Genomic DNA, 25,800 nt, shown 5'->3' on the forward strand with positions numbered 1-25,800 from the left:
ATCTCTATATTGTTGATGAGACGCGCTTATTGAATGGATGCAAAATACATATGAGAATATATGGATGAAATCCGTTTCTTGTATTATACGCATAATTTCCGGGAGAATAAAACGGTACGTAGCCGATCATTTTTTAACCAATGTTTTATTAACATGTCAAAATGGATTACAATAGGGTAAAGCAGAACTTGAAGGAGGCCTTTTAATGAAGGAACAAACTTATTTTCAACAAAATAGAGAGAAACATCTGGCAGAATTGAATGAATGGTTATCCATTCCAAGTATTTCAGCCATTTCAGCACATAAAGAGGATATTAACCGTGCGGCTCAATGGGCTGCGGATGCACTTACACGTGCAGGTATGGAAAATGTAGAGATTATTCCAACGGCGGGACATCCGATTGTTTATGCAGATCACCTGCATGCACCCGGCAAACCAACCGCATTGATCTATGGGCACTATGATGTACAGCCTGTCGATCCGCTAAACCTGTGGCATACACCTCCATTCGAACCTACCGTTCGGGACGGCAAACTGTTTGCTCGGGGTGCCACGGATGACAAAGGACAAATCTTCATACATATCAAGGCGGTTGAAGCTCTGCTTGCCGAGAACAAGGAGCTTCCCGTCAATGTGAAATTCTGCATCGAAGGCGAAGAGGAAATTTCCAGCCCAAACCTGCCGATCTATCTGAACGACAATACAGACAAGCTGCGTGCAGACATGATACTGATCTCGGATACTTCCCTGCTCGAAAAAGGAAAACCGGCCATCTCCACGGGGCTGCGCGGCCTTTGCTCGCTTGAGGTGGATCTGACCACGGCCAACACAGACCTGCACTCTGGCTCCTTTGGAGGCGGTGTACCCAACGCACTTCACGCACTCGTATCCCTGCTCGCTTCGCTGCATGATGAGCAAGGTCGCGTGAGCGTAGAAGGTTTCTATGATGGCGTTCTGCCGCTGTCTCCTGAGATGAGAGAAGAGTTCGTGAAGCAAGACTTCAACGAAGAGCAGCTTCGTCAGGACCTCGGACTGGAGCAATTGTACGGAGAAGAAGGCTACTCGTTCGTGGAACGTGTTGGCGCACGTCCGACGCTGGAACTGAATGGCGTATGGGGCGGTTTCCAAGGTGAGGGCACCAAAACCGTTATTCCGAAGGATGCTCATGCCAAAATTACATGCCGCCTCGTTGCGGATCAAGATCCGCAGCATGTGCTGGATCGTATTGAAGCACATCTGCGCGCTCACGTTCAACCGGGCGCAACGCTGCATGTGAAACAGATTGAGAAAGCCTTTGCGTTCAACACGGATCCTACCGATCCAATTCTGCAAAAAGCGGCTGATGCGTATGAGCAAGTGTACGGTGTTCGTGCCCTGTTTACGAAAGACGGCGGCTCCATTCCGATCGTGGAGAAACTTTCACGCGTGCTCGGTATTCCGGCTGTCATGATGGGCTTTGGTTTACCCGATGAGAACCTGCATGCACCGAATGAACATTTCAACCTGGAGAACTTTGATAAAGGGTTGTTGACGATTGTTCAGTTTATGAAGAGTTTGTAGAAGTTAGGGCTCATCGTTTCTAAAACCAGTTCATGAGAGCGTGCAGAATGGACGTTCCGGTGCCGAATCATTCTTTCGATCGCTGTTATCGTCGGATTTTTTGGATTCCCCTTCTCAAAGGGTAAAATCCGACGATAGCATATGCTTCCGAAGTAGCTTCTTGCAGAAAGCTTGTAGGCGAACGCTCCGCTTCTTCAGAATCGATTTCGTCCCCTTCACTACGTTGCAGCTTTTCGCATGACTGATTTTAGGATTGAGCCTAACTTTTTATATGGGTTAGTGTAATTGGGAGAACAAAAGAACGGCCTTCGGGTCGTTTTTTTGGTTTGATTTTGTTTTTTTTAATTGCTTTCTTATTTTTTTATGTTTTTGTTTCATTGTTTCTTTGTTTCTTTTGTGATGTTGTAGTTTTTTCATGGTTACTTTTTTTGATGGAGACTTACTTTTAGCGGCATTAGTAATATAGAGAGAATAAAAAAAACATTGGCTACTGACGACTCTTTGAATTTTGTCTCGATCGTTACGTTGTAGCATTATCATGTTTACTTTAAAGGATTAAATCTGACTTTGATGGGTTTGTGTGATAGATACAAAAACGATGTCCTTCTGGACTTTTTTAATTTTCTCTCCATCACTTGTTGTAGTTTTTCCTATGACTGATTTTATAGACGAAGTCTCGGATTTAATGGTTTAGTGTGTTAGAGATAACATACGCGACGGCTTATCAGCTTTTTTAGATGGATTCGGTATCCTTCACTAAGTTTCAGCTTTCACTTTTGCTTTTGCTTTTGCTTCTTCATGGTGAATGATTTTGATGAGGCCTAACTTCTAAGGAGTTGTGATAGAGATAATTCAAGTGGCGGCCTTTTGGGATGTTTGTTTGGAGCGATTGATATCTAGAATATCCCCTGGTGGAGTCATGGTGCGGATCGGGTAACGAAGATGTTGATAGCAACAAGGGGATATCTGGTGGGAGGATCTTTCGGGATTCCTGCGTTTTGACTTGCTTATACTCAGAACTTCGCTGCGGGAATTTTGCCATGGGGTGTTTACTTACTGTTATGCCCCAGCAAGCTAATCCAAAATGATGAGGTGAATGTTTTGTCTGCTTCTCACCTAACCAAACATGCGCTGGCTCACTCGCTTAAATCACTGATGGAGCATACTTCACTGAACAAAATTACGGTAAAACATCTGGTTGATCATTGCGGCGTGAATCGGCAAACCTTTTATTATCATTTTCAGGATATTTACGCGCTGCTCGGGTGGATCTATCAGACTGAAGCGGTGGAGAGTCTTACGGAGTACCGAAGCTACAGCACATGGACGGACGGATTCTATAAAATTTTTTGTTACATCGAGAACAACAAAACGTTCTGCTGCAATACACTCGACTCGCTCGGGCGCACCCACTTGGATACATACCTCTATGAAGTAACCCATGATCTGATCATGGGTGTTATCGATGAGTTAGCCTGTGGGATACAGGTCAGCTGTGAAGACAAAGAGTTCGTCGCCAACTTTTATACCCTGGCCTTTACCGGGCTGATCATTCAGTGGATGAGGGGCGACATGCAAGATCCTCCAAAGTTAATTATTGAGAAGCTCAGTGAGCTGATCGAAGGCAATGTCCTGAGGGCATTGCATAGGTATGAGAATAAGCTGCCATCCGATTAGGATGCGCGGCTTTTTTTACATGTGATCCAAGCATAATCTTTAGACACTTTTCCAAAAGTGACCAAAAATTGGACACTCTCGTTTTTTTGATTATACCTTAGGAGACCTGCAAGGTTTACATTAGGGATGTGGTTACAGTAACTTTTGGAGGCGAATAATCGTGAAGAAAGAACACGGTAATAAACAGGTCTATTTTGTAGGCGGCGGCATTGCATCATTGGCGGGTGCAGCTTATCTGGTCAGAGATTGTGACTTTCCTGGAGAACACATTCACATTATCGAAGAAATGCCGATTCTTGGCGGCAGCAATGATGGCGCTGGTAATCCTGATCAAGGATATATCATCCGCGGCGGGCGAATGCTCAATGACGAGGCCTATGAGAATCTATGGGAGCTGCTGGCTTCCATCCCATCCATCGACCATCCGGGCTTATCTGTCCGACAGGAAATTACCGAATTTGACGATGCCAATCCCACACATTCCAATGCGCGGCTCATCAACCGTGACGGTAAGGTCGAAGATGTGCTCTCCATGGGTTTTGATATGGCCGACCGTCTGGCGATGGGTAAACTGATTATTACTCCCGAAGACACGCTGGGTAAACTGCGAATCAACGACTGGTTTGGTCCTCACTTTTTCCAAACGAACTTCTGGTATATGTGGGCGACTACCTTCGCGTTCCAACCTTGGCACAGCGCCGTGGAATTCAAAAGATACATGCTTCGCTTTTTTCACGAATTCCCAAGAATTCAGACGCTGGAAGGCGTTACCCGCACACCGTTCAACCAGTATGACTCGATCATCCTGCCACTGCATAACTACCTGGAACCGTTTGGTGTAGATTTCACGCTGAAATGTACCGTCACGGATCTGGACTTCAAAGATGGCGACGGCATTACGGTAAGTCGGATGCATGTGCTCAGGGAAGGTAAAGAGGAAATCATTTACATCCACGAAGGCGATCTGGTCATCGTCACCAACGGTTCGATGACTGAAGGGGCTGATATCGGCTCCATGACTTCCGCACCGAAACTGAACGGCAAGGGCAGCTCATGGAAGCTGTGGGAGAACATTGCCGCCAAGAAACCGATGCTGGGTAATCCTTCTTCATTTAATGATCATGTGCATGAGTCCAAATGGGAGTCGTTTACGGTCACCTTCCAGGATTCGGTTTTCTTTGACTTGATGGAGAAATTCACGCGTAACCGGGCAGGTACCGGTGCTCTGGTTACGTTCAAGGATTCCAGTTGGTTCATGTCCGTCGTTCTGGCTTTCCAGCCGCATTTCCGCGGTCAGCCTGAGCATGTCAACGTATTTTGGGGATACGGATTATACCCGGATAACGTGGGTGACTACGTGAAGAAAAGAATGTGCGATTGTACCGGGGAAGAGATTATGCAGGAGTTGATCGGCCATCTTCATTTCCAGGAACATCAAGAGGAGATCATGGCTACCGCCAACTGTATTCCTTGCATGATGCCTTACATTACAGCCCAATTCATGCCAAGATTGAACAGCGATAGACCTAAAGTTGTACCTGATGGCTCCACCAACCTGGCCTTCATCAGCCAATTCTGCGAAATTCCCGATGACGTGGTATTCACGGAAGAATATTCGGTCCGGGCAGCACGGATCGCCGTCTACACTCTACTTGGAGAGAACCGTCCGATTGAGCCGATTAATAAATATCAGTATGATGTCCGGACGCTGTTCAGCAGTTTTGTGACTTCGTTTAGATAACCACTTCAAGGAGGATTCAGACATAGGATGGAGCTGTGAATTAATATATGTAGGGTCCAGTAAGAAACTTTGTGATCTGTAAAGAGTTTAGTCATCTTAATTCTATTGATTGTGCCAAGTTAGTAAGAGATGAATTACCATATGAATGAGCTTCAGAAGCTTGATTCTCGTCGAACGAGTCAATAAGTGAATCTTGGTGAATATGTCTGATGCTGGATTGCAAGGTCGTTTTATAAAGCAAATAGAGAGTTCCGTCAGCGATGACAGGACTCTCTATTTCATTTAATCTTTCACTATCTAAGCCCGACACATAACCTTCATCGATATTGCTAACTGCCGTCTAAAGAATCTCACAAGCCTTATTACTTGAAATTTCGCAGGTTTGAAAATCTAATGAATCGTAGACACCTTATTTGGAGTGTAAGCATGATTTTGTAACGTAATATCGCTCATTTTCATTCAATAGCGTGTCAGAGATTCGTTACATTTTGTATGACGGCCAAATCATTGAAATAAGGCCTCGCAGGTTCGTTAGAACTGAGCGCCGCTTGTTAACAGCCTACATATCACACTTTACTCCTGCATCCTCCAACCTATGAGCGGAAGGTTGTGAAATTTAACATATGCACAAGCTGCATCATATGCGTGATTTCCTGCTGGACTTCGGAGGTGTCCGTACCTGCCATCGCCAGATTGGCCCGCAGCGTTCTACGGGTGTTCAGGATGCCGTCGATCAATTTCATGACCGTGTTGCGTCCACGATGATCGACAATCATATACTTTTTGCGCGCATCCAGCTCTACCCATACGATATTGCTGAATGAAGTGAACAGGTGTCTGCGGTATTGCTCCATATCGGTCTCATTGTAGTGCTCGCCATAAAAGGCATAATATCCGTGTACGTGCAGCTTTTCCGCCAGCTCTGTGATGAACGGGTCGAATTCGAGCATAGCGTTACGTTCCATGTTTCACGCCTCCGTAATGCGTGATCCGCAGATCCCGTTTTTTTGATTTCTATTTTAACATATTACAGAAAATCACGAATAAATACAGTGTTTATAATTTGAAATATTGTATTTTAAATGGAGTAACCAGGAGCATCTAATGCGTTTATAACGGAATCCAGTGCATGAATATAATCTACATGGTCCATGAGACTATTCAACTTGCTAAGTGTGGGTGTCCCTAAACAAAAGCTCCTGTCATCAAGGAATAGATTGGTTCGTTTCTCGTACTCAACATGTCAAAACAAAGAAGAACCACATTACTCGGCAACGGGCGTGGTTCTTCTTATGCTATTTCATCATCTGATCCACACGTCCAAACAGCAGCTTAACCAGATCGCTTGGTCCTGGCAAGTTCGAATCGAAGAGCAGCACAATGCCAATCACCGCACTCACAGAAGTGAATCCTGCTGAAAGCCACTTGGCTCTCTTCTCCTTACTGTATTTCCATTCCACATAGATGATTGTTACAGCGAGCATCAGTATGCCCAGAACGGACGCCAGCTTCATAAAATGTCTCCTTCCGTTGGTGTGTTTACGTGCCTGAAAATTTGACCGCTCAATTCTCATCCTCATCAGGGATGCCCTGCGGTCCGGTGGATTTGCCGGTCCGTACCACCTTGGCCTTCACCTTTATTTTCACGTCCAGTTCCGAATAGATGTTTTCCCAGTTTTTCTCCTGTTCTTTCCACTGCTTCGGGTAATATCTGCGAAATTCCACCGCAAATTTGTACAAATCGGTATGCATCTCCTGCTGGGACATGCGCAAAGCATTTTCAGCCATTTCGGAGAGTTTCTTGCACCATGCCTGTTCCAATTTTTTCAGCACCGCAGGGTCGGTAAGGTTCTCATCTGTCGTGTTTAATACCACCTCGCCCCGGGTCTGAATGTCAACTTCCATGCTCCAGCGTCCGCCCGAAATTTTCGGCTTATGTCTAGTTTGAATGTCAAGAGGACGTATCGAGAAAGAACCCTTGGACTGCTCAAAATCTACAGGCATAATGATGTTGTTCAATTCTTTGGCGAGCAATAGTACACCAACCGTTAACGGTTCAGTAACGGTTCTGATGTAACGATCATTTTTGTAGAGACTTAGTCCCTTGATATAAGGCGTGGTCTTCAATTTATCCTGATTTTCTTCCGGTGGCAGAGTCAACATGCGCGACAGGATGACGGAAGCGCCGGGCCCTTCGATGGATTTGGCCAAGTCAAGGACCGTTGTACGTGTACCCAGTTTCATATTGGCCATTTCACGCAGAGATTCGGCTGAACTCCTCTCTAGCGGATCAAGCAAGGCGAGGATATCTTTCGCAGCTTCTGTGGTGGAAAATACATAGGCATGTTCCCTGATCTGCGGATAACGGAGGAAAAAATCAATATATTCACGTATTCCGTGTTTGCCCGCAGCTTCACTAAGCACAATGACTTCACAATGTCCCCAGAACATATTTCGGGCAACTTTACGTTGCAGTCGGTTAAGTGATTCTGCAATGGTACGCCCTTCTGCTGTGCGAATTAATGTGACACCGCTAGGACTGCCGCCTCCACTTGTAATGTCTCCTCCACCGGCTTTGCGAGGAACGAAGATTTGTGCGGTCAGTTCAACTTTATCGTCTTTATAATCAACGCCTGTTGCCAAAACGATGGCCAGATCATTAATCTCGGTACGGTCCCAGCACCCGCTTAACAGGACACAGCAGAGTGCAATGACCAAGATACGCTGCCAGATTTGCATCAGCCTGCCTCCATCCGTTCAGGTATTCGTCCTTTTCTTCCGAACATGTGACCATCCCTTCTTGAGCCATGCAATCCCATAGGTAAGGGCCGGAAGGATTAACAGTATACTGATGGTATAGAGGTTGGCTGAAGCTGTGATTAAACTGGATATACCCGACCCGCCAGTTGCTACCCAGTAAGCAAATATCAAAGACATGAATGCCAGCGGTCCAACGAGAGGTTTATAATCTTTTATACCGCACCATTCCGCAGTCGAAGTCGCGAAGATGTACAGAAACACGGAGATTTTGACAAAGATACCGAATATCCATATCGCAATAATGATCGATTCAATATGTTGTAGAAAATCCGCAATCGTGATGTACCTTGCAGCAATCATCACCGGAAATACAAAAGTATCTGTCAGATCCCCAATCAGGAACAGACAAAATACATTCGTGACCGTCATGGCCATCGTTGTCAGAAGCAGTGAGCCGAGCATAACACGAGCTGTCCGCTTTTGCCGATTCACATATGGCAGCAGAAAGGCCAGCACGACGTACTCACTGAACCATGCAGCGGGAGCCAAGCTTCCTTGGATAACGGGCAGCGGTCCGTTTTCCATAAACGGAAACAGTTCGACGGGATGTAACTCGCCAATCAGCAATATAAAAATGAGTGCTAGGAGCACAATCAGCAACGTCACAAAGACCTGGGCGGTTCGTCCGACAACTTCGATGCCCAATCTGACATTAATGGCACACACAATAACCATGGTACCCATGATGACAAACATCGGGGTGCGCGGAAGAGCATTATTGGATATGAACTCGCCATATTCACGGATAATTAAACCAGTGATATGAGGCAGGTAGAAGATATAGACCAGCCCCAGTACCTTTCCTGGAATTCGCCCGGCAATCAGTACGCTGGATTGAATAAGCGTTTTTCCCGGATACATCCGATGCAGTCCAAACGATATGCCTATTGCAGCAATCCCAAAGATCGATCCCAGTATCGGAGTCATCCACATATCATGACCTGCATAATGCATCGTGATTCCGGGTACCGACAAAATCGATGTCGCCAGGATGGCCGGGAAAATCATGTAAGCCAATTGTGTCACGGACACTTTTCCTTGATCGGTTAACATGATGATCCTGCCTCCTTCATGACTTGAGATTGAAAATAAATTAACGCGGCTTGTTCCATGGCGATGGACGCCACCACACATCTTTGACTTCATTCGCTATCGTGGGTGCAAGTGGTGACAGATAAGGTTTGCCGAATGAGCGAAGACTGCTCAGATGGATGACAATTAGAATGACTCCCAGCATAACACCTGTCAGTCCGAGCGTACCGGCGAGGATCATGATTGGAAAGCGAAGCAGACGCGTCGCGATGCTGGCAGAATAACGCGGGATCATGAAGGATGCGATGCCGGTGATGGCAACGATGATAATCATCGGAGCTGACACAATGCCCGCTGTTGTCGCCGCTTGGCCAATAATCAGGGCACCGACGATACTTACAGCAGAACCAACCTGTTTCGGCAACCGTACGCCTGCTTCACGCAAAGCTTCAAAAGCAATCTCCATAATGAACGCCTCCACCAAAGCAGGAAAAGGAATTTCCTCTCTGGCCTTGGCAATACTGAGCAGCAGCACCGTCGGAATCATCTCCTGATGGTACGTCGTTATGGCTACGTAAGCTGAAGGAAGCAGCAAGGACATGGCGTAGAACAGATAGCGCAGCCAGCGCAAAAACACGCTCATAAACACATATTGATAATAATCCTCTGGAGACTGCAGCATGGAAAATAGGGTTACGGGTGCAATCAGCGTAAAGGGGGTCCCATCAACCAATATGGCAAAACGACCTTCAAGCAGGTTCGAAGCGACTACGTCCGGACGCTCTGTGGCTATCATCTGCGGGAATGGTGACAATCGCTGATCCACAATATCTTCTTCGATATATTGACTCTCCAATATGTCTCGGACCCTTAGCTTATCAAGCCGTTTTTGGACCTCTTCCACCAGTTTTGGATCAATAATGCCTTCCATATAAGCAAGCGTGATGCTCGTATTTGATCGTTCACCAACCGTGCGGGTAAGAAGTTTCAATGCAGGTGTTTTGATACGTTTGCGGAGAAGAGACAAGTTCGTGGTCAGAGATTCCGTGAATCCATCACGCGCACCGCGGACGGCTGATTCGGCGAGCGGTTCTTCCGTAGAGCGATTGGCCGCTTTGTAGAGCGGATAGGTTACGCCAATCGCTGAACCTTCCAGCAGCAGCAGCGCTTCCCCTTCCAAGATGGCTTGGATGGCCTGGGAGGGTGTTTCGACTGTTTTGACCGATGCCATCGGAACCTGAGCCGCCTCGATTCCGACTTCCTGCAAAGGCGTCAGCACCTGACGTTCCAGCCGCTCCGTATCGCATAAACCCACACAGTACACGCAGAGGGCCGAGGTGGAGCTCGCGGTGTCAAACGAGTGGAATACAATATCCGCGCAATTAGCAAACACGGCGCGCAGTGTATCCTCATCCATCACAAGGTGACCGCTCAAAGGCAATTCCTGCTGTTTGGTTGTAGCGTCCATCATATCTGCCTCCCTGGTCTCATCTCGTCCATTTATTCTCAGTAAAAGATATCATTTGCTTCCGCTCCGTGAAATATACGGCAGACATCACGAAAAGAGCCGCTCCATGAGCGACTCCGATCCAATGAATATCCTGGCTATCCTTTTGCCGATAATTTGTTTGGAGAAAACGGGGAATACAAATGATTAGCAAGATCGAAATGGCTACTCCCAGATATAACAATCTGTAATCCATGCCATAGTACCCGTGAACAAGCACGACCAGAACCGGAAGCAGATACTTATCCAGAGAGAAATATAACACGAGCGGATCACCCTAATCCACCGCCGCTTTCATTTATTCACCTCAAAAAAAGCACCTTCTTAATGTACAAGAAGGTGCTTCATTTCATGTTACTGACGAACCCAGCGGTCCGGTGTACCTGATTCGGGTAATACAGTGTTGACAAATATGGATTCAGTAGCATCCGGCGGCATTGATCCGGATTATACACTCCTCCGTTTTCATCTCCATTTAGTCATAACAAAACGGCTAACCTATAAACTGGTTTACCGTTTTTATTATGAGTTCGATACTGATATTTATTTATCGGATAATTCCACAGAAATTTCAAGTTTATTCCCCTTCACCCACACTTCCTCAATCTCTAACTCACCATTTAGCAAAACCACGTCCGCTTGTTTTCCTTTAGCAAATGAACCAGTACGGTGGTCGATCCCGAGTAGACGTGCCGGGGTTAAACTGGCTGCTCTTGAAGCTGCGTTCAGATTCATTCCTACTTCCTGCACCAGATAGCGAAAACCGCGAATCATTGTGAGTGTGCTTCCCGCCAGTGCGCCTCCGTCTTTCAAACGGGCTACACCTTCCTTAACAATCACAGGCAGGTCGCCAATTTTGTATTCACCATCATCCAGCCCTGCAGCAGACATCGCGTCCGTGATTAATACGATTTGATCGGTAGATTGCTTCAATTGTGCGATGAGCGAGATCGCCGCTGGATGCACATGGATACCGTCTGCAATGACCTCTGCACTGATGCGGGAATCACTGAGCACTGCTCCGGCAGCTCCGGGATTCCGGTGATGCAGCGGTGTCATCGCATTGAAGGTATGCACTGCATGATGCAAGCCAGCTTCAACCGCAAGCTGTACCTCTTCATAAGTCGCATCCGTATGTCCTATTGCTGCTGTAATTCGCTGCTCCCGCAGCCACGAAATGACTTCCAGCGCTCCCTCACGTTCCGGTGCCAGTGTAACTTGGCGGATCAGGCCCGGATATTGTTTTTCCCATGCTTCAAGCCAGGATACATTAGGCAATACAATATGTTCCGGATTTTGCGCACCAGGCCATTTGGGACTGAAAAACGGACCTTCCAAATGTACGCCTTCCAACTGTGCAAAAGGCATGTGGCCCGAACGGTAACTCTCCACTTCAGCCAATACCCGATCCAGACTATCTTTGGGCGCTGTCATGGACGTTGCCAGCATTGCAGTGGTCCCCTGGGTGCTATGGAATGAAGTGATTTTATCCAACACTTCCTTACTCGCATCCATGAAGTCTTCTCCATTCCCCCCATGTACATGGATATCTATAAACCCAGGGACAATGACACCATGCTTGGAAACAGGCACAGATACGGCTTCACGACGAATATGTTCAGATAGTCCCTCGGGTGCGCCAGCATAAAGGATTTTCCCTTCCGTCCAGACGAGTACACCATCCTCCATTACACCATCAGGCAGTACGATTTTGCCTCGAAGGAGCGAAATGCTTTTTTCATTCTTTTGCTCAAGTTTCTCCATATGTTCTACGCTCATTTCATCAGCCTCCCTGCAGCCCGATCCAGTAATACCACGACATTCGGATGACATTGCAGCAGCGAGGCTGGACATTGTGTTGTAATCGGCCCCATAAAGGCTTCACGAATAATTTCGGCTTTCTCCTCACCACGGGCGATCAGCAAGATTTGTTTGGCTTTAAGGATCGTACCCACACCCATCGTAATGGCCTGCGTCGGAACTTCATCAATACGATTAAAAAAGCGGGCGTTTGCTTTTCTTGTCTCTTCTTTGAGGTCTACCACATGCGTTCGCCCTGTGAGCTCGGTCCCGGGTTCATTAAAGCCAATGTGACCATTATGTCCGATACCCAACAGTTGCAGATCTACAGGACCGCGATCATCAATCCGTTGTTCATACGATACGCATTCTTGTCCCAAATCCGAAGCTTGCCCATTCGGCACTTGGGTTCTGGCAAGATCGATGTCTATATGGGAAAACAATTGTTCATTCATAAAGCTGCGGTAACTTTCGCGATGCTCTACAGGAAGACCGACATATTCATCCAGATTGAAGGAAGATGCCTGTGCAAAGCTAACCAGACCTTTCTGATACAAAGCAATAAGCTGTTTATAGATACCCACAGGAGAACTTCCAGTCGCAAGTCCCAGTACAGCACGGGGTTTCGTCTGTAGCAAACTGGCAATCACACCTGCACCTGTTGCGTTCAAATCTTCTTCATTTTCAAAAATACGTATATTCATCTTCTTAGGCACCTCCATTATGTTGAACCCGATAAGATTGTACATTGTGATACGATTGTTCCAATTTGGGAATAAAACGGTCAAAGTCGGCACTCACCATGCCCGTGAACAGAATATCGACGACATGCAGCAGCGCAATTCGTGAAGCCATATCCCCCCGCCTCATGCCTTCTTCCAGGGACGACGTAAACAGCGGAATATCCGACACCGCCGCAAGTTTGTTATTCCCGTAGGATGTCAGAGAAATGGTAGAAGCTCCCGCCTGTTTGGCACAATGCAGAGCATCGATCGTCTCCGGTGTTTCTCCCGAATAGGATACGGCCATCGCCACATCCCCTTCGCCCAGTGAAGAGGCCGACGTAATTTGCATATGTGAATCCGAGAAGGCGGTACAGCTTTTGCCGATCCGCACCAGTTTCTGATAGAAATCCTGTGTAACAATGGAAGAAGTTGCGACGCCGTAGAGATCAATGCGGCGGGCAGAACATAATAACTGAACCGCATGCTCCAGTCTGCCCAGATCCAGCAAACGGGTGGTATCCGCAATAGATGCGAGATGGTTGGCTTCAATGGCTTCCACAATTTTGGATAAAGGATTGCCCGCCACGATATCCTGATATGCTGTTTCATTGGTGGAATGAGACAATTCTGCGGCCAGCTTCATTTTGAAATCGGGAAAACCTTTGAAATGAAATGATTTGCAAAAGCGGGTTACCGTAGCCGCACTCGTTCCGCTTTGCTGTGCGAGATGGTTAATCGTCCAGCCAGGAATATCGGATGGGGACTGTAAAATAACTTCTGCAATTCGGCGTTCCTGTGACGGAAGTTCCTTCAGCTCTTGCTGCAACGCATGTAATATGGCTGCCATGAATGCCCCTTTATTGAAAATTATTTTTATTAATTTGTTATAAAAAAAGAAAATTATTTTTATAACTTCATTTTAATCAAGATTCTGTTGCAAATCAAGAGGATTATCGTCATGTTCGCGGTATGTAATGTATGATGAAATTTTAGAAGGTATCTTCTGGATTAAGGAATGGGATTCCGCTTATATTGGAGATGAACTTTGAAGCGAAAGTGGATACTTTCACTTTCAAGAAAGGAGCAGGCACTGATGAACCGAAGGCAACGTCACAAAATGATTCCTTCCACCTGGATTATTGCCATAAAACAGACCGAAGCTCGTAAATATTATGCCCTGTATGCTATCGACTGGAAGCGCGGAGGGCGACTAAGCTGGGAAGGTTGGAATAACCTCGCAGACTTGCTGCAGTTTCATATTCCAATCAAACGTAAAGCTGGTGGTACGAAATCCACCACCCAACCTGCCGCCAAAATTGCGAAAAAAGCACTCTATCTGTATCTGGATGAAACCCAGTATGGGGAATTGGAGCAGCTCTTCTATCAGCCTTTTTCGAAGAAAAAATGGACAGTCTTTATTCATGAGCATGCCAATAACAATATGTAGGTGAAACCTTATGCCATATACCTTGAGCTAACCAGAATAGCGGACTGCGGTGAGCAACTTTTGAATTCAAATTTTTAACAAACAAAAAAGCCTTTCCCCATTCTTCATGATGAAGAATAGAAAAAGACTTTCATGCTGCTTCAGTCAACTGTGTAGTATCGCGTCAGATCTTCAGTTCTCCGAGCTTAATCAGCTCTACAACTGCCTGCGAACGACCCTTAACATTGAGTTTCTGCATCACATTCGAAATATGGTTACGCACCGTTTTCTCGCTGATGAATAACTGCCCTGCGATGTCACGCGTCGTTTTGTCCTGAACCAGTAATTCGAATACTTCGCGTTCACGGTGGGTCAACAGAAATTTGCTTTTATGATCGATACCCTTCAATGTTCACCCCTCCTTGCTCGGGTTGTGTTGGTGTAACAAGGTTAAGGGGATACAGTCAACTCATCTTATGTAAGGTCAAGGGCGTTGGTTCAGTTTTATCAAAAAAATGGGCAGTCTTTTATCCAAAACAAACATGCCCTTGCAGCTGATGTTTCCCATCCGCGCAAAGGCATACTTGTTCAAACTTAACTGAGAATTTACCGATTATTTATCGGTTCATCAAGCCGTCATTGTTGCGGTGCAATATCCCATCGGGATGAACACCATCACGGTGATTAGGGTTCACTGCGTTGGTTGGGAAAATACGTTCAACCATCGATTGGAATGAACCAATCATGCCCCTAATCGGTTTCCCGTTACGAATATCGGTGGAATAGCTCTCCACATGCTGAACAAATTCAGGATTAGAGGAAACGTATACGTTCTCTACATGAGGTGCATATTGTTTGATTTTTGCCGAGATCTTGGATTTAATCTCTGCTGGTGTGTTGTCATCCGTGCTGTCTACACGTGCTTTTTCACTCTTCATCCCATAGTGGCCATCGCTCATCGAACGTGCATTGCCGCTGTTGGTCAGTCCTCGCATCATGCCATAAGATCCAGTACCCATGGTTCCATAAATACTGCTGTCGTTCCCCATGTGGCTGCGGTCTGTCGCAGCATTCGTGTTCAATCCAGGAGCGATGCCGCTGGTTCTATATGGAGACATGGTTCCGTTTCCACCATTCACACGCATTCCGCCCATATCCTGGTTTAAGCTTTCGGTACGCATGGTACCGTTGGCGCGATTTCCATGGGTGCCGTTCATTTTGCTTTCCAATTTGCCAGTGTGACCATCTGCCAAACGGACAGCAACATAAGCGTTACGATCGGACAGCATGACTTTTGCTGACTTCACTTCTTTCATTTCGGTAATACGTTTAGCCAGCTCGTGACTTTCTTTCAGGTTAGTGACGTTATGCATCCGGTAGCTCTTCGCACGAATACCATCCATCCCATTGGACTCAACACCATAACGGTTGATGCCTTTCACTTCATGACGAACACTTTGGGTGTGCAGATTGTTATTAGCTTTTGTATTCGTTCCACAACCCGTCAATCCGACCATTACGAAAATTGCAGTAGACAAAGATAAGCTGATTGCTGTCGCCTTTTTGGCTGCTGGCATGTCTCATCCTCCAATGTTGTTGGTTTTGGTCACAAGGATAGGATGCACTTCTGTACGTAGCGCTATGCTGAAAGGATATGGAACACCAACCAACCTGATTTATTCTGCACCACCTCTCTTTCCATAAAAAAAGCAGTGCTTGCAACAAGTGCAGCACTGCTTTGACCAAATTACTTATCCAGTTGGATTACTCATCATATTAAAGGCTCCACTTCATTCCAATTACTTGGATGACGGCTCCTTGTCCGCGTTCTTTCCGGCAGACGATGCTGTATCCGAATTCTTTATCGAATTCGGGAAATGCTCTGCTTCCTTCAGACTGGTTATATCCATGGAATAGGCCCACTGACCATCCGGGGTTATCACCCAGATCTGATCCGGTTCCGATGCAACGGTAAGCCCCCGATATACATCCGTAACGGCCTCTCCGTTAACCATCTGCTCAACAGATAATGTAAAACGGGGCACGGTTCCTTTCAGTTCAGAAGCTTTGTGAACATCGTCCGCAGTGGACAGATTTTTAATTTTGCCAATCAGCGAAACGGCATCTGTTGTTTCAATTGCTTCACCGTTAAGCGTCCACTTCTGCTCTGCCGCACCCTCTTCAGAAGAAGATTTGAGCATCCAGGTGGCAGCTTTGCCTTCCCACTCTAGCGAGGTAACATTCGTTTCATCCAGATTAAACGGTGTCGTATCCAGCAGATCATGTCGTGACAGTTCAATATTGCTGATCACTTCCGTTTGCACAGCAACGACGGGTCCGGAGTTTACCCGCACATAACGAGCTTCATCAGCTGGCAACTGACCTCCTATGGTCAGCTTGATAACGCGATTATCATTTAATTGAATGTCCAGCAACGTTGCATTTGTACCCAATCCATATTTATCGAGATCCTTCGGTTCTTCCTCGACAACCATTTCCTGATCCGCACCACTCAAGGCATCAAGCCAACTGCTAACAATATACCCATTCAGAGGATAAGCTTTGGGTTCCACCATATTCCAAATGCCGTTTTTTAGTTCCAATTTCGAAGTGGAAGGCTCTGTCCCATGGGATGTGCCTGCAGTGGTGTCATGAATGGTGATGGACTGTATGTCTCCAGACTGGATGCCAAGCAACTTCACCTTCTCTGCTTCCTCTTCACGAAAATAATTCTGACTGGCCGCATAGACCCAACCGATGATCAAGACCACTACGACCAGAATCGTTGGGAGCCATTTTTTCATACCCGTCTGCGCCTCCACCATAAGAATACACCTATCATAACAAAGATGAGCGGGAATGCGACAATCGCTACGAAGAAAATAATTCTGGCCTGCTGGCCGTTCAGATATGCCATCTGATAACCGGATTGTACGCGTGGTCGGATGGTCACCCCATCCTCTTTTTCACTCAGATAATTAACGGCATTTAGAATAAAGTCCCGATTTCCTCCATTCGCAATTTCCGAATCCTGCATGAAAATGGATGATCCCAAAATCACAGCCTTTGGTTTGCCATCGGTAGTATCTGCAGCATATCCGAGTTCGACAGGACCTTGCACATCCTGATCCGGATCATTGGATGTCTCATTTTGTAATAGTCCTGCGATGTTTGTCTCCCCATAACTTTCATTCGACGAATGAATGAGCGGTGACAGTTTGTATTTGTCCTGCTCTTTACTGGTCAAAGCAATGGACAGGGATAACATCGGGTATAATTTGCTCTCTGATAGCTTATCCGTGATGGCATGTGTGCCATACTCAGGCACTACCCAAAGTGGGCCCATTGTGCTGGCTTGCTGGTTATCCACCATGACGGCATGCTCATCAACAACACCATAATCCGTCATGAGTGCATCGATATTTTTCCATGTCACTTTCATATCCTGATGAAATCCAAGAGACAACAGCAACTTACCTCCGTTACTCAGATAAGTGCGAATAGCCTTTAGTTCGCTATCACTGATATCCCGCTGTGGACCGATAATAGCAAGCACGTCCGCATCTTCTGGAACCTGACCTGCCTGATTTAGCTGAAGTTCTTCTGTTGTGATATTATTCTGTTCCAAAGATGAGCGCAGCGTAGTCAGCTGATCCAGACCTAACTCTTCATGCCCTGTCAGGAAGACCATTTTATTCTTTTCCGTCGAAGACAGATTGATTAAGGCTTGTGTCAGCTTCTCCTCACCCGTGAACTGATACGATCCATCACTACCATCACCAACAGCCGTGAACAGGCTGGCGATATCAATGACTTTATGCTGATCGCCCTGTTCTAATACGATAGAGCTGCCTGTAATCCCATATTTCGAAGCAAGCGTTGGTTCCTGAGTCAGATTGTACTGCTTCATCTTCAGTTTGCTGTTGCGTTTCGTGTATTCCTGAACCATATCCGTCACTTCGCGGTTCAAAACTGTATTATTTGCATTTTCGACGGTTAACACCAGAATATTGACGTCTTCTTTTACGTTTTTGATTGCAGTAAGTGACTGATCTGATAAGGTGTATTGCTTGTTGGAAGTCAGATCCAGCTGGAAGCCGCTAAGTGAATTCAGGAACAGAGTTAGCAAAATAAAGATGCCAACCATCGCTACAGATAGCACAGTACTGTTGGTATGACTTAACCATTTTTTCATCTTCTCACCTCCACCGCTTCCGTTCCACAATCTGAATGCTTAACAGCAGAAACAAACCTGAGAGCGTGACATAATACAGTATATCCGGGCCACTAAGTACACCCTTCGTAAAGCTGTCAAACCGATTCGTCAGTGCAAAAGGATCCAGCCATTGCTGTAACGCTGATCCGGTATTGCCTGCAAATGAATCAAGCATCCACAATACGAGCAAAATAATAAAACCGGCTACCGCAGATACCATCTGATGCTGGGATAGCGTGGAAGCAAACAGTCCAATCGCCATCATGCTTCCGCCCAGAAAGAAGAGACCCAGTGCAGACAACCATACCGAGGTCAGATCCAGTTCACCGAAGAAGGACATGATTAGCGGGTAAACCAGGCTGCACAAGATCAATACGACAAGAATGGCGAGCGACGCCAGATATTTGCCAAAAATAATCTCTGTCACCCGTGCAGGTGAAGTCAGCAAGAGTTCATCCGTACCCTGCCTGAATTCCTCGGCCACCAGTCTCATCGTCAGCAACGGTACCACAAAAAGCAGCATGGATAATGTATCCCCCAACACCAGGCGGTAATCCACTATGCTTGGCTGGTAGTACACAAAGCTGGAATAGAACAACAGGCTTGTCATGAGTACATACACGGCAAAAGCAAAATACGACGTCGGTGACAGGAAATAAGCCTGAAGTTCTTTATTGCAAACCGCCATCATTCGTCTCATTTGGAACCCTCCCCTGTATGGGAATCAGACGAAGCACTCTCGGAATTAGTCGATTGCTTCAGCTCTGAAGCGGTGTCCGAATTGACCTCTGCACCTGCCGCCTGATTGGCGAGTTGCGCTTTACCAGCTTCAGGCTTCTGCGATGCCAGTTCCGATTCGGATTCCGTTGTGGTAAGCTTCAGGAATATTTGTTCCAAACTGAGATTTTCTTTCTTCATCTCCAGGATTGGCAAGCCTGCACCGGACAAAAGGTAGAAAAGTTCTTCTCGAAAATCATCCGAGGATTCACCGGTAAGCAACATTTTGACCGTATCGTCAGCATCGGTAGACGCCTGTCCATCCGCTGCTTGAATGACTTCGCTACGAACCTTCTCCCAAGGTGTCAGCAAGTTATGTAATTGCTGCTCTGTTGCCTTCACTTCAATCGATACTTTGAATTGTTCACCCAAGGAGGAGCCAAAATGCTGCGGTGAACCGTCCAATACAAGCTGTCCCTGGTTAATAATCAACATGCGATTACAAAGTGCGCTCACTTCCGGCAAAATATGTGTACTGAGCAGCACGGTATGATTCTCACCCAGTTCACGGATCAGATCCCGTATTTCTATAATCTGATTCGGATCAAGTCCTGAAGTCGGCTCATCAAGCACGAGCAGATCCGGTTTGTGAATAATGGCTCCTGCCAGCCCAAGACGTTGCTTATACCCTTTGGACAGCCCGCGAACCAGTTGTTTTTCCCGGTCCTGAAGACCCAACCTGCTAACCATCTCACTGACCCGCAGTTTCACTTCACGTGCCGGGACATCTCTCAGATGGGCGACAAATTTGAGGTACGAGTGCACCGTCATATCCGGATAAAGCGGTGGTGTCTCAGGCAAATAACCGATTTTGGAACGGGCGCTCCGGCCCTGATCGTGCACCGATATGCCATCCACTGCAATGGAGCCAGCTGTTGGATGCAGATATCCGGTGATCATTCGCATCGTTGTTGTTTTCCCGGCACCATTCGGTCCCAAAAAGCCAACAATCTCACCGCGCTCCATGGTGAAGTCCAGTTGATGCACGCCGTGCCGTCCATCAAATACTTTGCTTACCTGTTTCACTTCGAGCACATCATTCATCCTTTCCCGTTAAAATACCCGTGTGCCATCATCGCTTTCTTCAGATGGTCAACACGGGAAGTTCCTTGTATCTTACGTGCTATATCCTAAATACAGCTTAAGGTCTCTTAAAAGAGAGCTTAAAAATATGTGTCTAAATCGTGAACAACCCTTCATTCACCCACACCCTGTACTCTGGGGCAACGTACCATACAGTACAGGAGCATCAGCACCTGCACAAAAGTCAGAGGGTGAACCGTGTGAAAGTACTATTCACATTTTTTGTTCCAAGCGGCGGTGTAGATACGTTAAACCGATTGCGTACCGCTGTTCTGCAACGCCACGGCATCGAAGCGCATGTGTTGTATCTGTACCCTGGCTCGGGAATGCAGAACAATAACAACACGCCGGTCTTCACCGCTTCCAGTGATGAGGAAATTCACAGTTTGATTCATCATCACCAATATGATGCCATTATTGTCACCTCGGATATCTCCATGCCGGGCAGACTGAGAGCCCTTGGGTTTAACGGTCGAATTATCTATGAAGCACAGGGGCTCGGAACGCGTGAACAGGCTTTTAAAATGATTCAAATGGGAGTACCTGATCTGCATGCATACTGTAATGCTGCAGTCATTCCTCCAACGGATCATCTATTGGAGCTGTTTATCCATATGTGCCCCTGGCTCCATCGGTTTGTCATTCCCAATATGCTGGATACCAATACCTTTGCCCCAATTTCGGTGGATACCCCGCCCTATCCGGTGCTTGCATGGGTGGGAAGACTGGAACACAACAAAAATTGGCGAGAATACTTGGCGATATCCAGCAAAATTATTAGTAAAATTCCCGAAGCCAGACTATGGTTGTTCCACGATCCCACCTTGGCTAATCCGGAAGATGAGGCCATGTTCCGACATATGCTAGTGGAGTACGGGCTTGAAGATCGGACTGGGATTTTTATCAACGTGCCTCATTCCGACATGCCTACATTCTATTCCATGATTGCAGCTTCCGGGGGAATTATGCTATCCACCTCCCTGCTTGAGGGGTTTGGATACGCCGTTGCGGAAGCGATCAGTTGCGGCTGCCCGGTGCTCAGCACGGATTCAGATGGTGTCCGTTCCTTTATCACACATAACCGAACGGGAAAATTCTATCCGCTTGGCAACGTGAACGCCGCTGTATCCGAAGCCATAGACCTTATGCGTAACAACGAACTAAGGGAGTATATACGCATTCAGGGCAGGCAACATATGGCCCTTTCCTTCTCACCCGATCGATATGCATTGTCATTTCGTGAAATGATGACTGCCCTGAGCATTTTCTCATGAATACGGCAAAAAGGCAGTTCAGAAAGATTCTCTGAACTGCCTTAGGTTGATCTAACGAATCTGACACACGTTATTCGCTCTCATTTGCGCCGTTCTGAAATGTAAGGAATTCCAGAGAGGTTATTTCATCGATCAAGTCGCTTTTTAGGCTCTGACGTGCGTTTTAGACCGAAATAACGTCACTGAAGTTCGTTAGAATTTGCAATCCTTGCGAATCCGCCATTTAATGTTCGCTAGGTTCGTTAGCACCTTGCAGCAAAATGGGAAACTCTTTCGAGACAGCCCCTTAATCCGATACCCTATGTGTGGTTATCACAATTAGTGACCCATCATCATCGCCGGATCAGGCTGATCCCCGGTTTGAAGGGATTCTTCCTCCATCCGTTTCGGCTTACGCAGAATCAGACTGAGTACACATCCAAACAAGGCAATGCAAGCGGCCAGGAAGAAGGTATCGTTAAAACCAGCGACTAACCCATTAACTACAGCCACCCCATCTGTTGCGCCAGCTGTATTGCTTGCAATATGGGAAGTGAGGAATCCAGTGAGCCCGGCAACTGCAAAAGATACAACGACTTGTTGCGCAGCAGCGGTAAGCGGAGTAACCCGACCTACCAGCTTGCGTGGAGCCGCATTCAGCACGTGCGTGTTGAGCGGCATCATGGACAGACCCATACCCAATCCCATCATGACAAGACTAGTAATGATCAGGCCAAGACCCGTCTCTGCCGTAATGGAGGATAGAATAAACAGTGCACCCGAGATGATACCGAGACCGACAAATGCCAATGGTCTTGCACCAATTCTATCAAATAACCGTCCACCTAACGGCATACCCACACCCGAGGCCAGCGCCTGCGGCAGCAGAATGAGTCCTGTTTCCAGCGCGGTGTAGCCTTTGATCTGTTGCAGATATAATGGAATCAGAATCATCGCTCCGAACAGAGCGACTTGCGACACCCATGCCAGAATAATTCCCCGTGTGAAATCCGAGGATTTAAATACCCGAAGTTCCAGCAGCGGATTTTTGTGCCGAAGCTCAACGATAATGAACAGAATCAGCGCTACGCCCCCGACAATCACACCTGTCAGTGTAGTTGCAGACGTCCAGCTTGTTCCGCCCTCACTTACACCATATGCGAGCATCGAGAATGCAATGGGTGCCAAAATCATGCCAAGCAGATCAAGTGCAGGTGTGCGCCCACGATCCGTATCCGGCAGGAATTTGATACATAGAATAAAAGCGGCAATCCCGATCGGCAAGTTGATCAGGAAGATCCAGTGCCAGCTGAGGGACTGAATAAACCAACCGGATAATACCGGCCCTAGTGCAGGAGCCAGCAGCATGGGAATACCGAGCATCCCCATGATGGAGCCTCTTCTTTCAGGAGGAGCCAGACGGAACACCATCGCCATACCAATCGGTGCCACCATGCCTCCGCCAATTCCCTGAATGATACGGTAAATAATCAATTGCTCAGGAGACTGTGCGATAGAGCATAACACTGAACCCAGAGTAAACATTGCAATCGTGAACAAAAATACTCTTTTGGCACCAAATCGATCGGTCAACCATCCTGCCAGCGGAATGACGGCTGACAAAGCTAACGTGTAGCCTGTAACGGTCCATTGGATCGTCTTCAGGTCAGTCTCAAAATATTGAACCAGATTCGGAATCGCCACGTTAACTACCGTGCTGTCCAGAATGACCATAATCATCCCGACAATAATGGCCAGTAGCGGCAGAATAATCGTTTTAATCGAAAACTCGGCCGGGTCCTGGGGAACTGCTGCTTGTTGTTTCACTCTCTCCACTCTCTTTTCCGGCCTGGAGGCTTATCTGTGTATGTCTCTCCATCGGCCTTATATTCACGACGTTTCAAACTTTTGTTTTAAACCGTCGTTTTAAACCCTTGTTTTAAGCATAGGTTAATTCTAATGAAAATACCTTTGCTGTCAAGCTATTTTTTTCATCAGATATCTGTATAGGTATGTATGCCAAAAAAATGGACCAGGTCTTTATCCTGCTCCACCCGTTTTGGTTAATCAAACCTCCGATTGAACTTTTATTAATCTGCCAGCTTGATCATCTGGTGTTCCGAAAGTATACCCAGGGTCAACCCATTTTCACTTCTGCAATACATACGAATTACGAGATGATTCGGCGAAGAACTATTGCTGATGATCCTTAGTTCGCACGGTTCGGACGATACCGACAGGTTATGGATAATGTGATTGGAACTCTCTTTTCCGACCTCAGCTCTCATATGAAACAGATAACGATATAGTTCTCCTCGGGTGGAACTGACTCCACCGACAAATACATCGACTTCGTCATTTTCGACATAGGCGATCTCAATGTCCATGTACCTCACCGGAACACCGATTTGTAGCAGGTTCTCATGAATCTCCAGCAAATATGCAGCCATTGTATATCCCCCCCCCTTAAGCGCGAACCCTTTCTTAAGATATGGTATGCCTTTACTCGTCCGTTGCTATTTGTATTCACCCATTTTAACCATTTACACAGTAATGCCCACCCTTTCGGTTGCCTTTTTTCATAGAATAACAGGATAGAAGCTCGGCCTGTGCAGGCCCTGACAAGGAGGTACCTATGAGAGTTCTGATCGTGACCTATTGGGAACTTACGCAGATGGGTGGAATATGGACATATGTGAGACAGCTCGCTGACAGGCTGATGGCACTTGGCGTTGAAGTCGATATCATGGGCACCAACGGTGCCAAAAATGAAGTGTATATTCGCAATCTCAATCGTTCCTTCTCCAAGGATAAAGTATGGCCCATGCTGCAAGCCAAGCTCAATCCTACAGATCTTCCCCATTTCACAGCCGATTCTCTCGTGGCTTATTATGAATTAAACAGATATGCCTTTGAAATGGGGGCCGCTTATCTCGGTGTTGATCACTACGACGTCATACATGCGCAGGATCCGGTAGCCGCCGTTGCGATAAAACGCATTTTGAACCGCAACACACCGCTGGTCACCAGCTATCATGGAGCCCTTGCGCGCGAAACCTTCTATGATGCCCAAAACTCTAATGCACAACTTACCCTCCCTGCATATTTACAATCCAAACGCGGTCGCTACTTTCTCTCATTGGAAGAGCGGAGCGCTGAACAATCCGAGCTTATTTTGGTCTCCAGCAATTGGATTAAGAGCACATTGACGGAACTCCATGTTCCGGAGTGGAAATTCCGGTTAATCCCTTATGCTGTGGATCTTCCATCCTATCGCGCTCAAGCAGCGGTCAGGTTCCGTCAGCGTAAGCCAGCAGGCAAAAAAGTAATCGCTTTTACAGGAAGGCTGGAGTATATCAAAGGAGTCCATGTGTTAATCAAGGCAATCTCCAGTCTGAAAAAAATTCGTTCAGATTGGGTCTGCTGGATTGCTGGAGAAGGGAATCTGAGAGATGAATTGTATACGCAAGCCATGAAGGCAGGGGTAGATTCGGACATCGTATTCTGGGGCAAACTGGACAACATCCCTTCCTTCCTTCGACGCGCCGATATTTATGTACAACCCAGCTTACAGGATACACAGCCTTTCTCGGTCACAGAGGCACAGCTCGCCGGACTACCTGTCATTGTAAGTGATACTGCTGGCATGCCTGAGATGGTTCAGCCTGAACATACCGGTTGGGTCGTGCCACCGCAAGATGCGGAGTCCCTTAGTACATTATTGAACGCCCTCTTGCAGGACGATGCGACCCGTACAAAGGTAGGGGCAGCCGCCAAAGCATGGGCTGAGCAACATCGTTCACTGGAAGAAATGGGGTTGCGTACACTTCATGTCTACCAGGAAGCCATACAGATGGGAGGTCAACGGAGATGACGTTGCTTGTACCCAGTGATTTGTATAATCGATGGTTTTCGACACCAGTGTCGACGGCTCATATCGAGGTAGATTACACTATGATGAATGAATTAATGAGGAAGCTGCCCAAAGGATACGTATTCCCTGATCCGGCAGCGTTGCACATTCTCACTTCAGAGAACAACTAGAATCTAGAGACAAATAACTTTTAAACAGGGATAAACAAGAGGATATTCGTTCCTGCCGCATGTTCTTCGAACGGCAATCGAATACCCTCTTTTTTTGCAGCCTCTCATCTGGCACTCGGACCTTCATGCGAATGCCAA

At 46.8% G+C, this 25,800-nt stretch carries 24 protein-coding genes; 7 read left to right on the forward strand and 17 right to left on the reverse strand.

All coding sequences use genetic code 11. The features are described from left to right. Positions 1-205: 205 nt before the first annotated feature. The 3 genes from ACFTRD_RS26895 (at position 206) to ACFTRD_RS26905 (ending at position 4,979) form a co-directional block, all read left to right on the forward strand. Entirely contained in the window at positions 206-1,561 is a 1,356-nt protein-coding gene (locus ACFTRD_RS26895; RefSeq protein WP_379385402.1) for a dipeptidase, read from the forward strand. Positions 1,562-2,653: 1,092 nt separating this feature from the next. Continuing rightward, complete coding sequence (gene dhaS / locus ACFTRD_RS26900) at positions 2,654-3,238, forward strand: dihydroxyacetone kinase transcriptional activator DhaS (RefSeq protein ID WP_379385404.1); 585 nt, start codon at positions 2,654-2,656, stop codon at positions 3,236-3,238. A 160-nt stretch (positions 3,239-3,398) separates the two neighbouring features. Continuing rightward, a complete protein-coding gene (locus ACFTRD_RS26905) occupies positions 3,399-4,979 on the forward strand; it encodes an oleate hydratase (protein ID WP_379385406.1) in 1,581 nt (526 codons plus the stop codon). 593 nt (positions 4,980-5,572) lie between these two features. Here the strand turns inward: ACFTRD_RS26905 and ACFTRD_RS26910 are convergent. The 9 genes from ACFTRD_RS26910 to ACFTRD_RS26950 all read right to left on the reverse strand — a co-directional run bounded on the left by ACFTRD_RS26910 (position 5,573) and on the right by ACFTRD_RS26950 (position 13,710). Continuing rightward, the gene (locus ACFTRD_RS26910) at positions 5,573-5,944 is read right to left on the reverse strand and encodes a hypothetical protein (RefSeq protein ID WP_379385408.1); all 372 of its coding nucleotides are present in this window, start codon (positions 5,942-5,944) and stop codon (positions 5,573-5,575) included. 330 nt (positions 5,945-6,274) lie between these two features. Continuing rightward, positions 6,275-6,493, reverse strand: coding sequence for a hypothetical protein (locus tag ACFTRD_RS26915; protein WP_379385410.1), 219 nt, complete (start codon positions 6,491-6,493; stop codon positions 6,275-6,277). 49 nt (positions 6,494-6,542) lie between these two features. Beyond that, on the reverse strand, positions 6,543-7,718 hold the full coding sequence (locus ACFTRD_RS26920; RefSeq protein WP_379385412.1) for a Ger(x)C family spore germination protein: 1,176 nt from the start codon (positions 7,716-7,718) through the stop codon (positions 6,543-6,545). An 18-nt stretch (positions 7,719-7,736) separates the two neighbouring features. Next, positions 7,737-8,852: a GerAB/ArcD/ProY family transporter gene (locus ACFTRD_RS26925; RefSeq protein WP_379385413.1), complete on the reverse strand. Its 1,116-nt coding sequence runs from the start codon at positions 8,850-8,852 to the stop codon at positions 7,737-7,739. A gap of 40 nt (positions 8,853-8,892) precedes the next feature. Further along, positions 8,893-10,302: a spore germination protein gene (locus tag ACFTRD_RS26930; protein ID WP_379385414.1), complete on the reverse strand. Its 1,410-nt coding sequence runs from the start codon at positions 10,300-10,302 to the stop codon at positions 8,893-8,895. 16 nt (positions 10,303-10,318) lie between these two features. Beyond that, positions 10,319-10,603 (reverse strand): hypothetical protein, encoded by a 285-nt coding sequence (locus ACFTRD_RS26935; protein ID WP_379385416.1) that lies wholly within the window; start codon positions 10,601-10,603, stop codon positions 10,319-10,321. Positions 10,604-10,881: 278 nt separating this feature from the next. Further along, on the reverse strand, positions 10,882-12,117 hold the full coding sequence (gene nagA, locus ACFTRD_RS26940; RefSeq protein ID WP_379385418.1) for an N-acetylglucosamine-6-phosphate deacetylase: 1,236 nt from the start codon (positions 12,115-12,117) through the stop codon (positions 10,882-10,884). Beyond that, complete coding sequence (nagB, locus tag ACFTRD_RS26945; protein ID WP_379385420.1) at positions 12,114-12,842, reverse strand: glucosamine-6-phosphate deaminase; 729 nt, start codon at positions 12,840-12,842, stop codon at positions 12,114-12,116. Before nagB ends, nagA begins: the two co-directional genes overlap by 4 nt. Before the next feature lie 4 nt (positions 12,843-12,846). Continuing rightward, positions 12,847-13,710: a MurR/RpiR family transcriptional regulator gene (locus ACFTRD_RS26950; RefSeq protein WP_379385422.1), complete on the reverse strand. Its 864-nt coding sequence runs from the start codon at positions 13,708-13,710 to the stop codon at positions 12,847-12,849. A 246-nt stretch (positions 13,711-13,956) separates the two neighbouring features. Between ACFTRD_RS26950 and ACFTRD_RS26955 the strand changes: the two genes are divergently transcribed. Further along, entirely contained in the window at positions 13,957-14,310 is a 354-nt protein-coding gene (locus tag ACFTRD_RS26955; RefSeq protein ID WP_379385424.1) for a hypothetical protein, read from the forward strand. Positions 14,311-14,473: 163 nt separating this feature from the next. Here ACFTRD_RS26955 and ACFTRD_RS26960 read toward each other — a convergent pair whose 3' ends face one another. The 6 genes from ACFTRD_RS26960 to ACFTRD_RS26985 form a co-directional block, all read right to left on the reverse strand. Next, positions 14,474-14,698, reverse strand: a complete 225-nt coding sequence (locus tag ACFTRD_RS26960) for a helix-turn-helix domain-containing protein (RefSeq protein ID WP_017692532.1) — start codon at positions 14,696-14,698, stop codon at positions 14,474-14,476. 208 nt (positions 14,699-14,906) lie between these two features. Next, entirely contained in the window at positions 14,907-15,866 is a 960-nt protein-coding gene (locus ACFTRD_RS26965; protein WP_379385427.1) for a YhcN/YlaJ family sporulation lipoprotein, read from the reverse strand. A gap of 222 nt (positions 15,867-16,088) precedes the next feature. Beyond that, a complete protein-coding gene (locus ACFTRD_RS26970) occupies positions 16,089-17,093 on the reverse strand; it encodes a DUF4340 domain-containing protein (RefSeq protein ID WP_379385429.1) in 1,005 nt (334 codons plus the stop codon). Next, the gene (locus ACFTRD_RS26975; RefSeq protein ID WP_379385431.1) at positions 17,090-18,484 is read right to left on the reverse strand and encodes a GldG family protein; all 1,395 of its coding nucleotides are present in this window, start codon (positions 18,482-18,484) and stop codon (positions 17,090-17,092) included. The genes ACFTRD_RS26970 and ACFTRD_RS26975 overlap by 4 nt, the downstream gene beginning before the upstream one ends. A 4-nt stretch (positions 18,485-18,488) precedes the next feature. Then, positions 18,489-19,205: an ABC transporter permease subunit gene (locus tag ACFTRD_RS26980; protein WP_192270408.1), complete on the reverse strand. Its 717-nt coding sequence runs from the start codon at positions 19,203-19,205 to the stop codon at positions 18,489-18,491. Then, a complete protein-coding gene (locus ACFTRD_RS26985; protein ID WP_379385434.1) occupies positions 19,202-20,317 on the reverse strand; it encodes an ABC transporter ATP-binding protein in 1,116 nt (371 codons plus the stop codon). Before ACFTRD_RS26985 ends, ACFTRD_RS26980 begins: the two co-directional genes overlap by 4 nt. 248 nt (positions 20,318-20,565) lie before the next feature. Here ACFTRD_RS26985 and ACFTRD_RS26990 point away from each other — a divergent pair, with 248 nt between their 5' ends. Next, the gene (locus ACFTRD_RS26990; protein ID WP_379385436.1) at positions 20,566-21,639 is read left to right on the forward strand and encodes a glycosyltransferase family 4 protein; all 1,074 of its coding nucleotides are present in this window, start codon (positions 20,566-20,568) and stop codon (positions 21,637-21,639) included. A 318-nt stretch (positions 21,640-21,957) separates the two neighbouring features. On the opposite strand, the gene ACFTRD_RS26995 is transcribed toward ACFTRD_RS26990, so the two are convergent. After that, the gene (locus tag ACFTRD_RS26995) at positions 21,958-23,445 is read right to left on the reverse strand and encodes a DHA2 family efflux MFS transporter permease subunit (RefSeq protein ID WP_379385438.1); all 1,488 of its coding nucleotides are present in this window, start codon (positions 23,443-23,445) and stop codon (positions 21,958-21,960) included. A gap of 263 nt (positions 23,446-23,708) precedes the next feature. Continuing rightward, complete coding sequence (locus ACFTRD_RS27000) at positions 23,709-24,068, reverse strand: hypothetical protein (protein ID WP_379385440.1); 360 nt, start codon at positions 24,066-24,068, stop codon at positions 23,709-23,711. A 185-nt stretch (positions 24,069-24,253) separates the two neighbouring features. On the opposite strand from ACFTRD_RS27000, the gene ACFTRD_RS27005 reads away from it, so the two are divergent. Continuing rightward, positions 24,254-25,492, forward strand: coding sequence for a glycosyltransferase family 4 protein (locus tag ACFTRD_RS27005; protein WP_379385442.1), 1,239 nt, complete (start codon positions 24,254-24,256; stop codon positions 25,490-25,492). Further along, positions 25,489-25,662 (forward strand): hypothetical protein, encoded by a 174-nt coding sequence (locus tag ACFTRD_RS27010; RefSeq protein WP_379385444.1) that lies wholly within the window; start codon positions 25,489-25,491, stop codon positions 25,660-25,662. The genes ACFTRD_RS27005 and ACFTRD_RS27010 overlap by 4 nt, the downstream gene beginning before the upstream one ends. Positions 25,663-25,800 lie beyond the last annotated feature (138 nt).

It is taken from the genome of Paenibacillus sp. NPDC056933 (assembly GCF_042674385.1).
In the GTDB taxonomy this organism is placed as follows: Bacteria; Bacillota; Bacilli; order Paenibacillales; family Paenibacillaceae; genus Paenibacillus.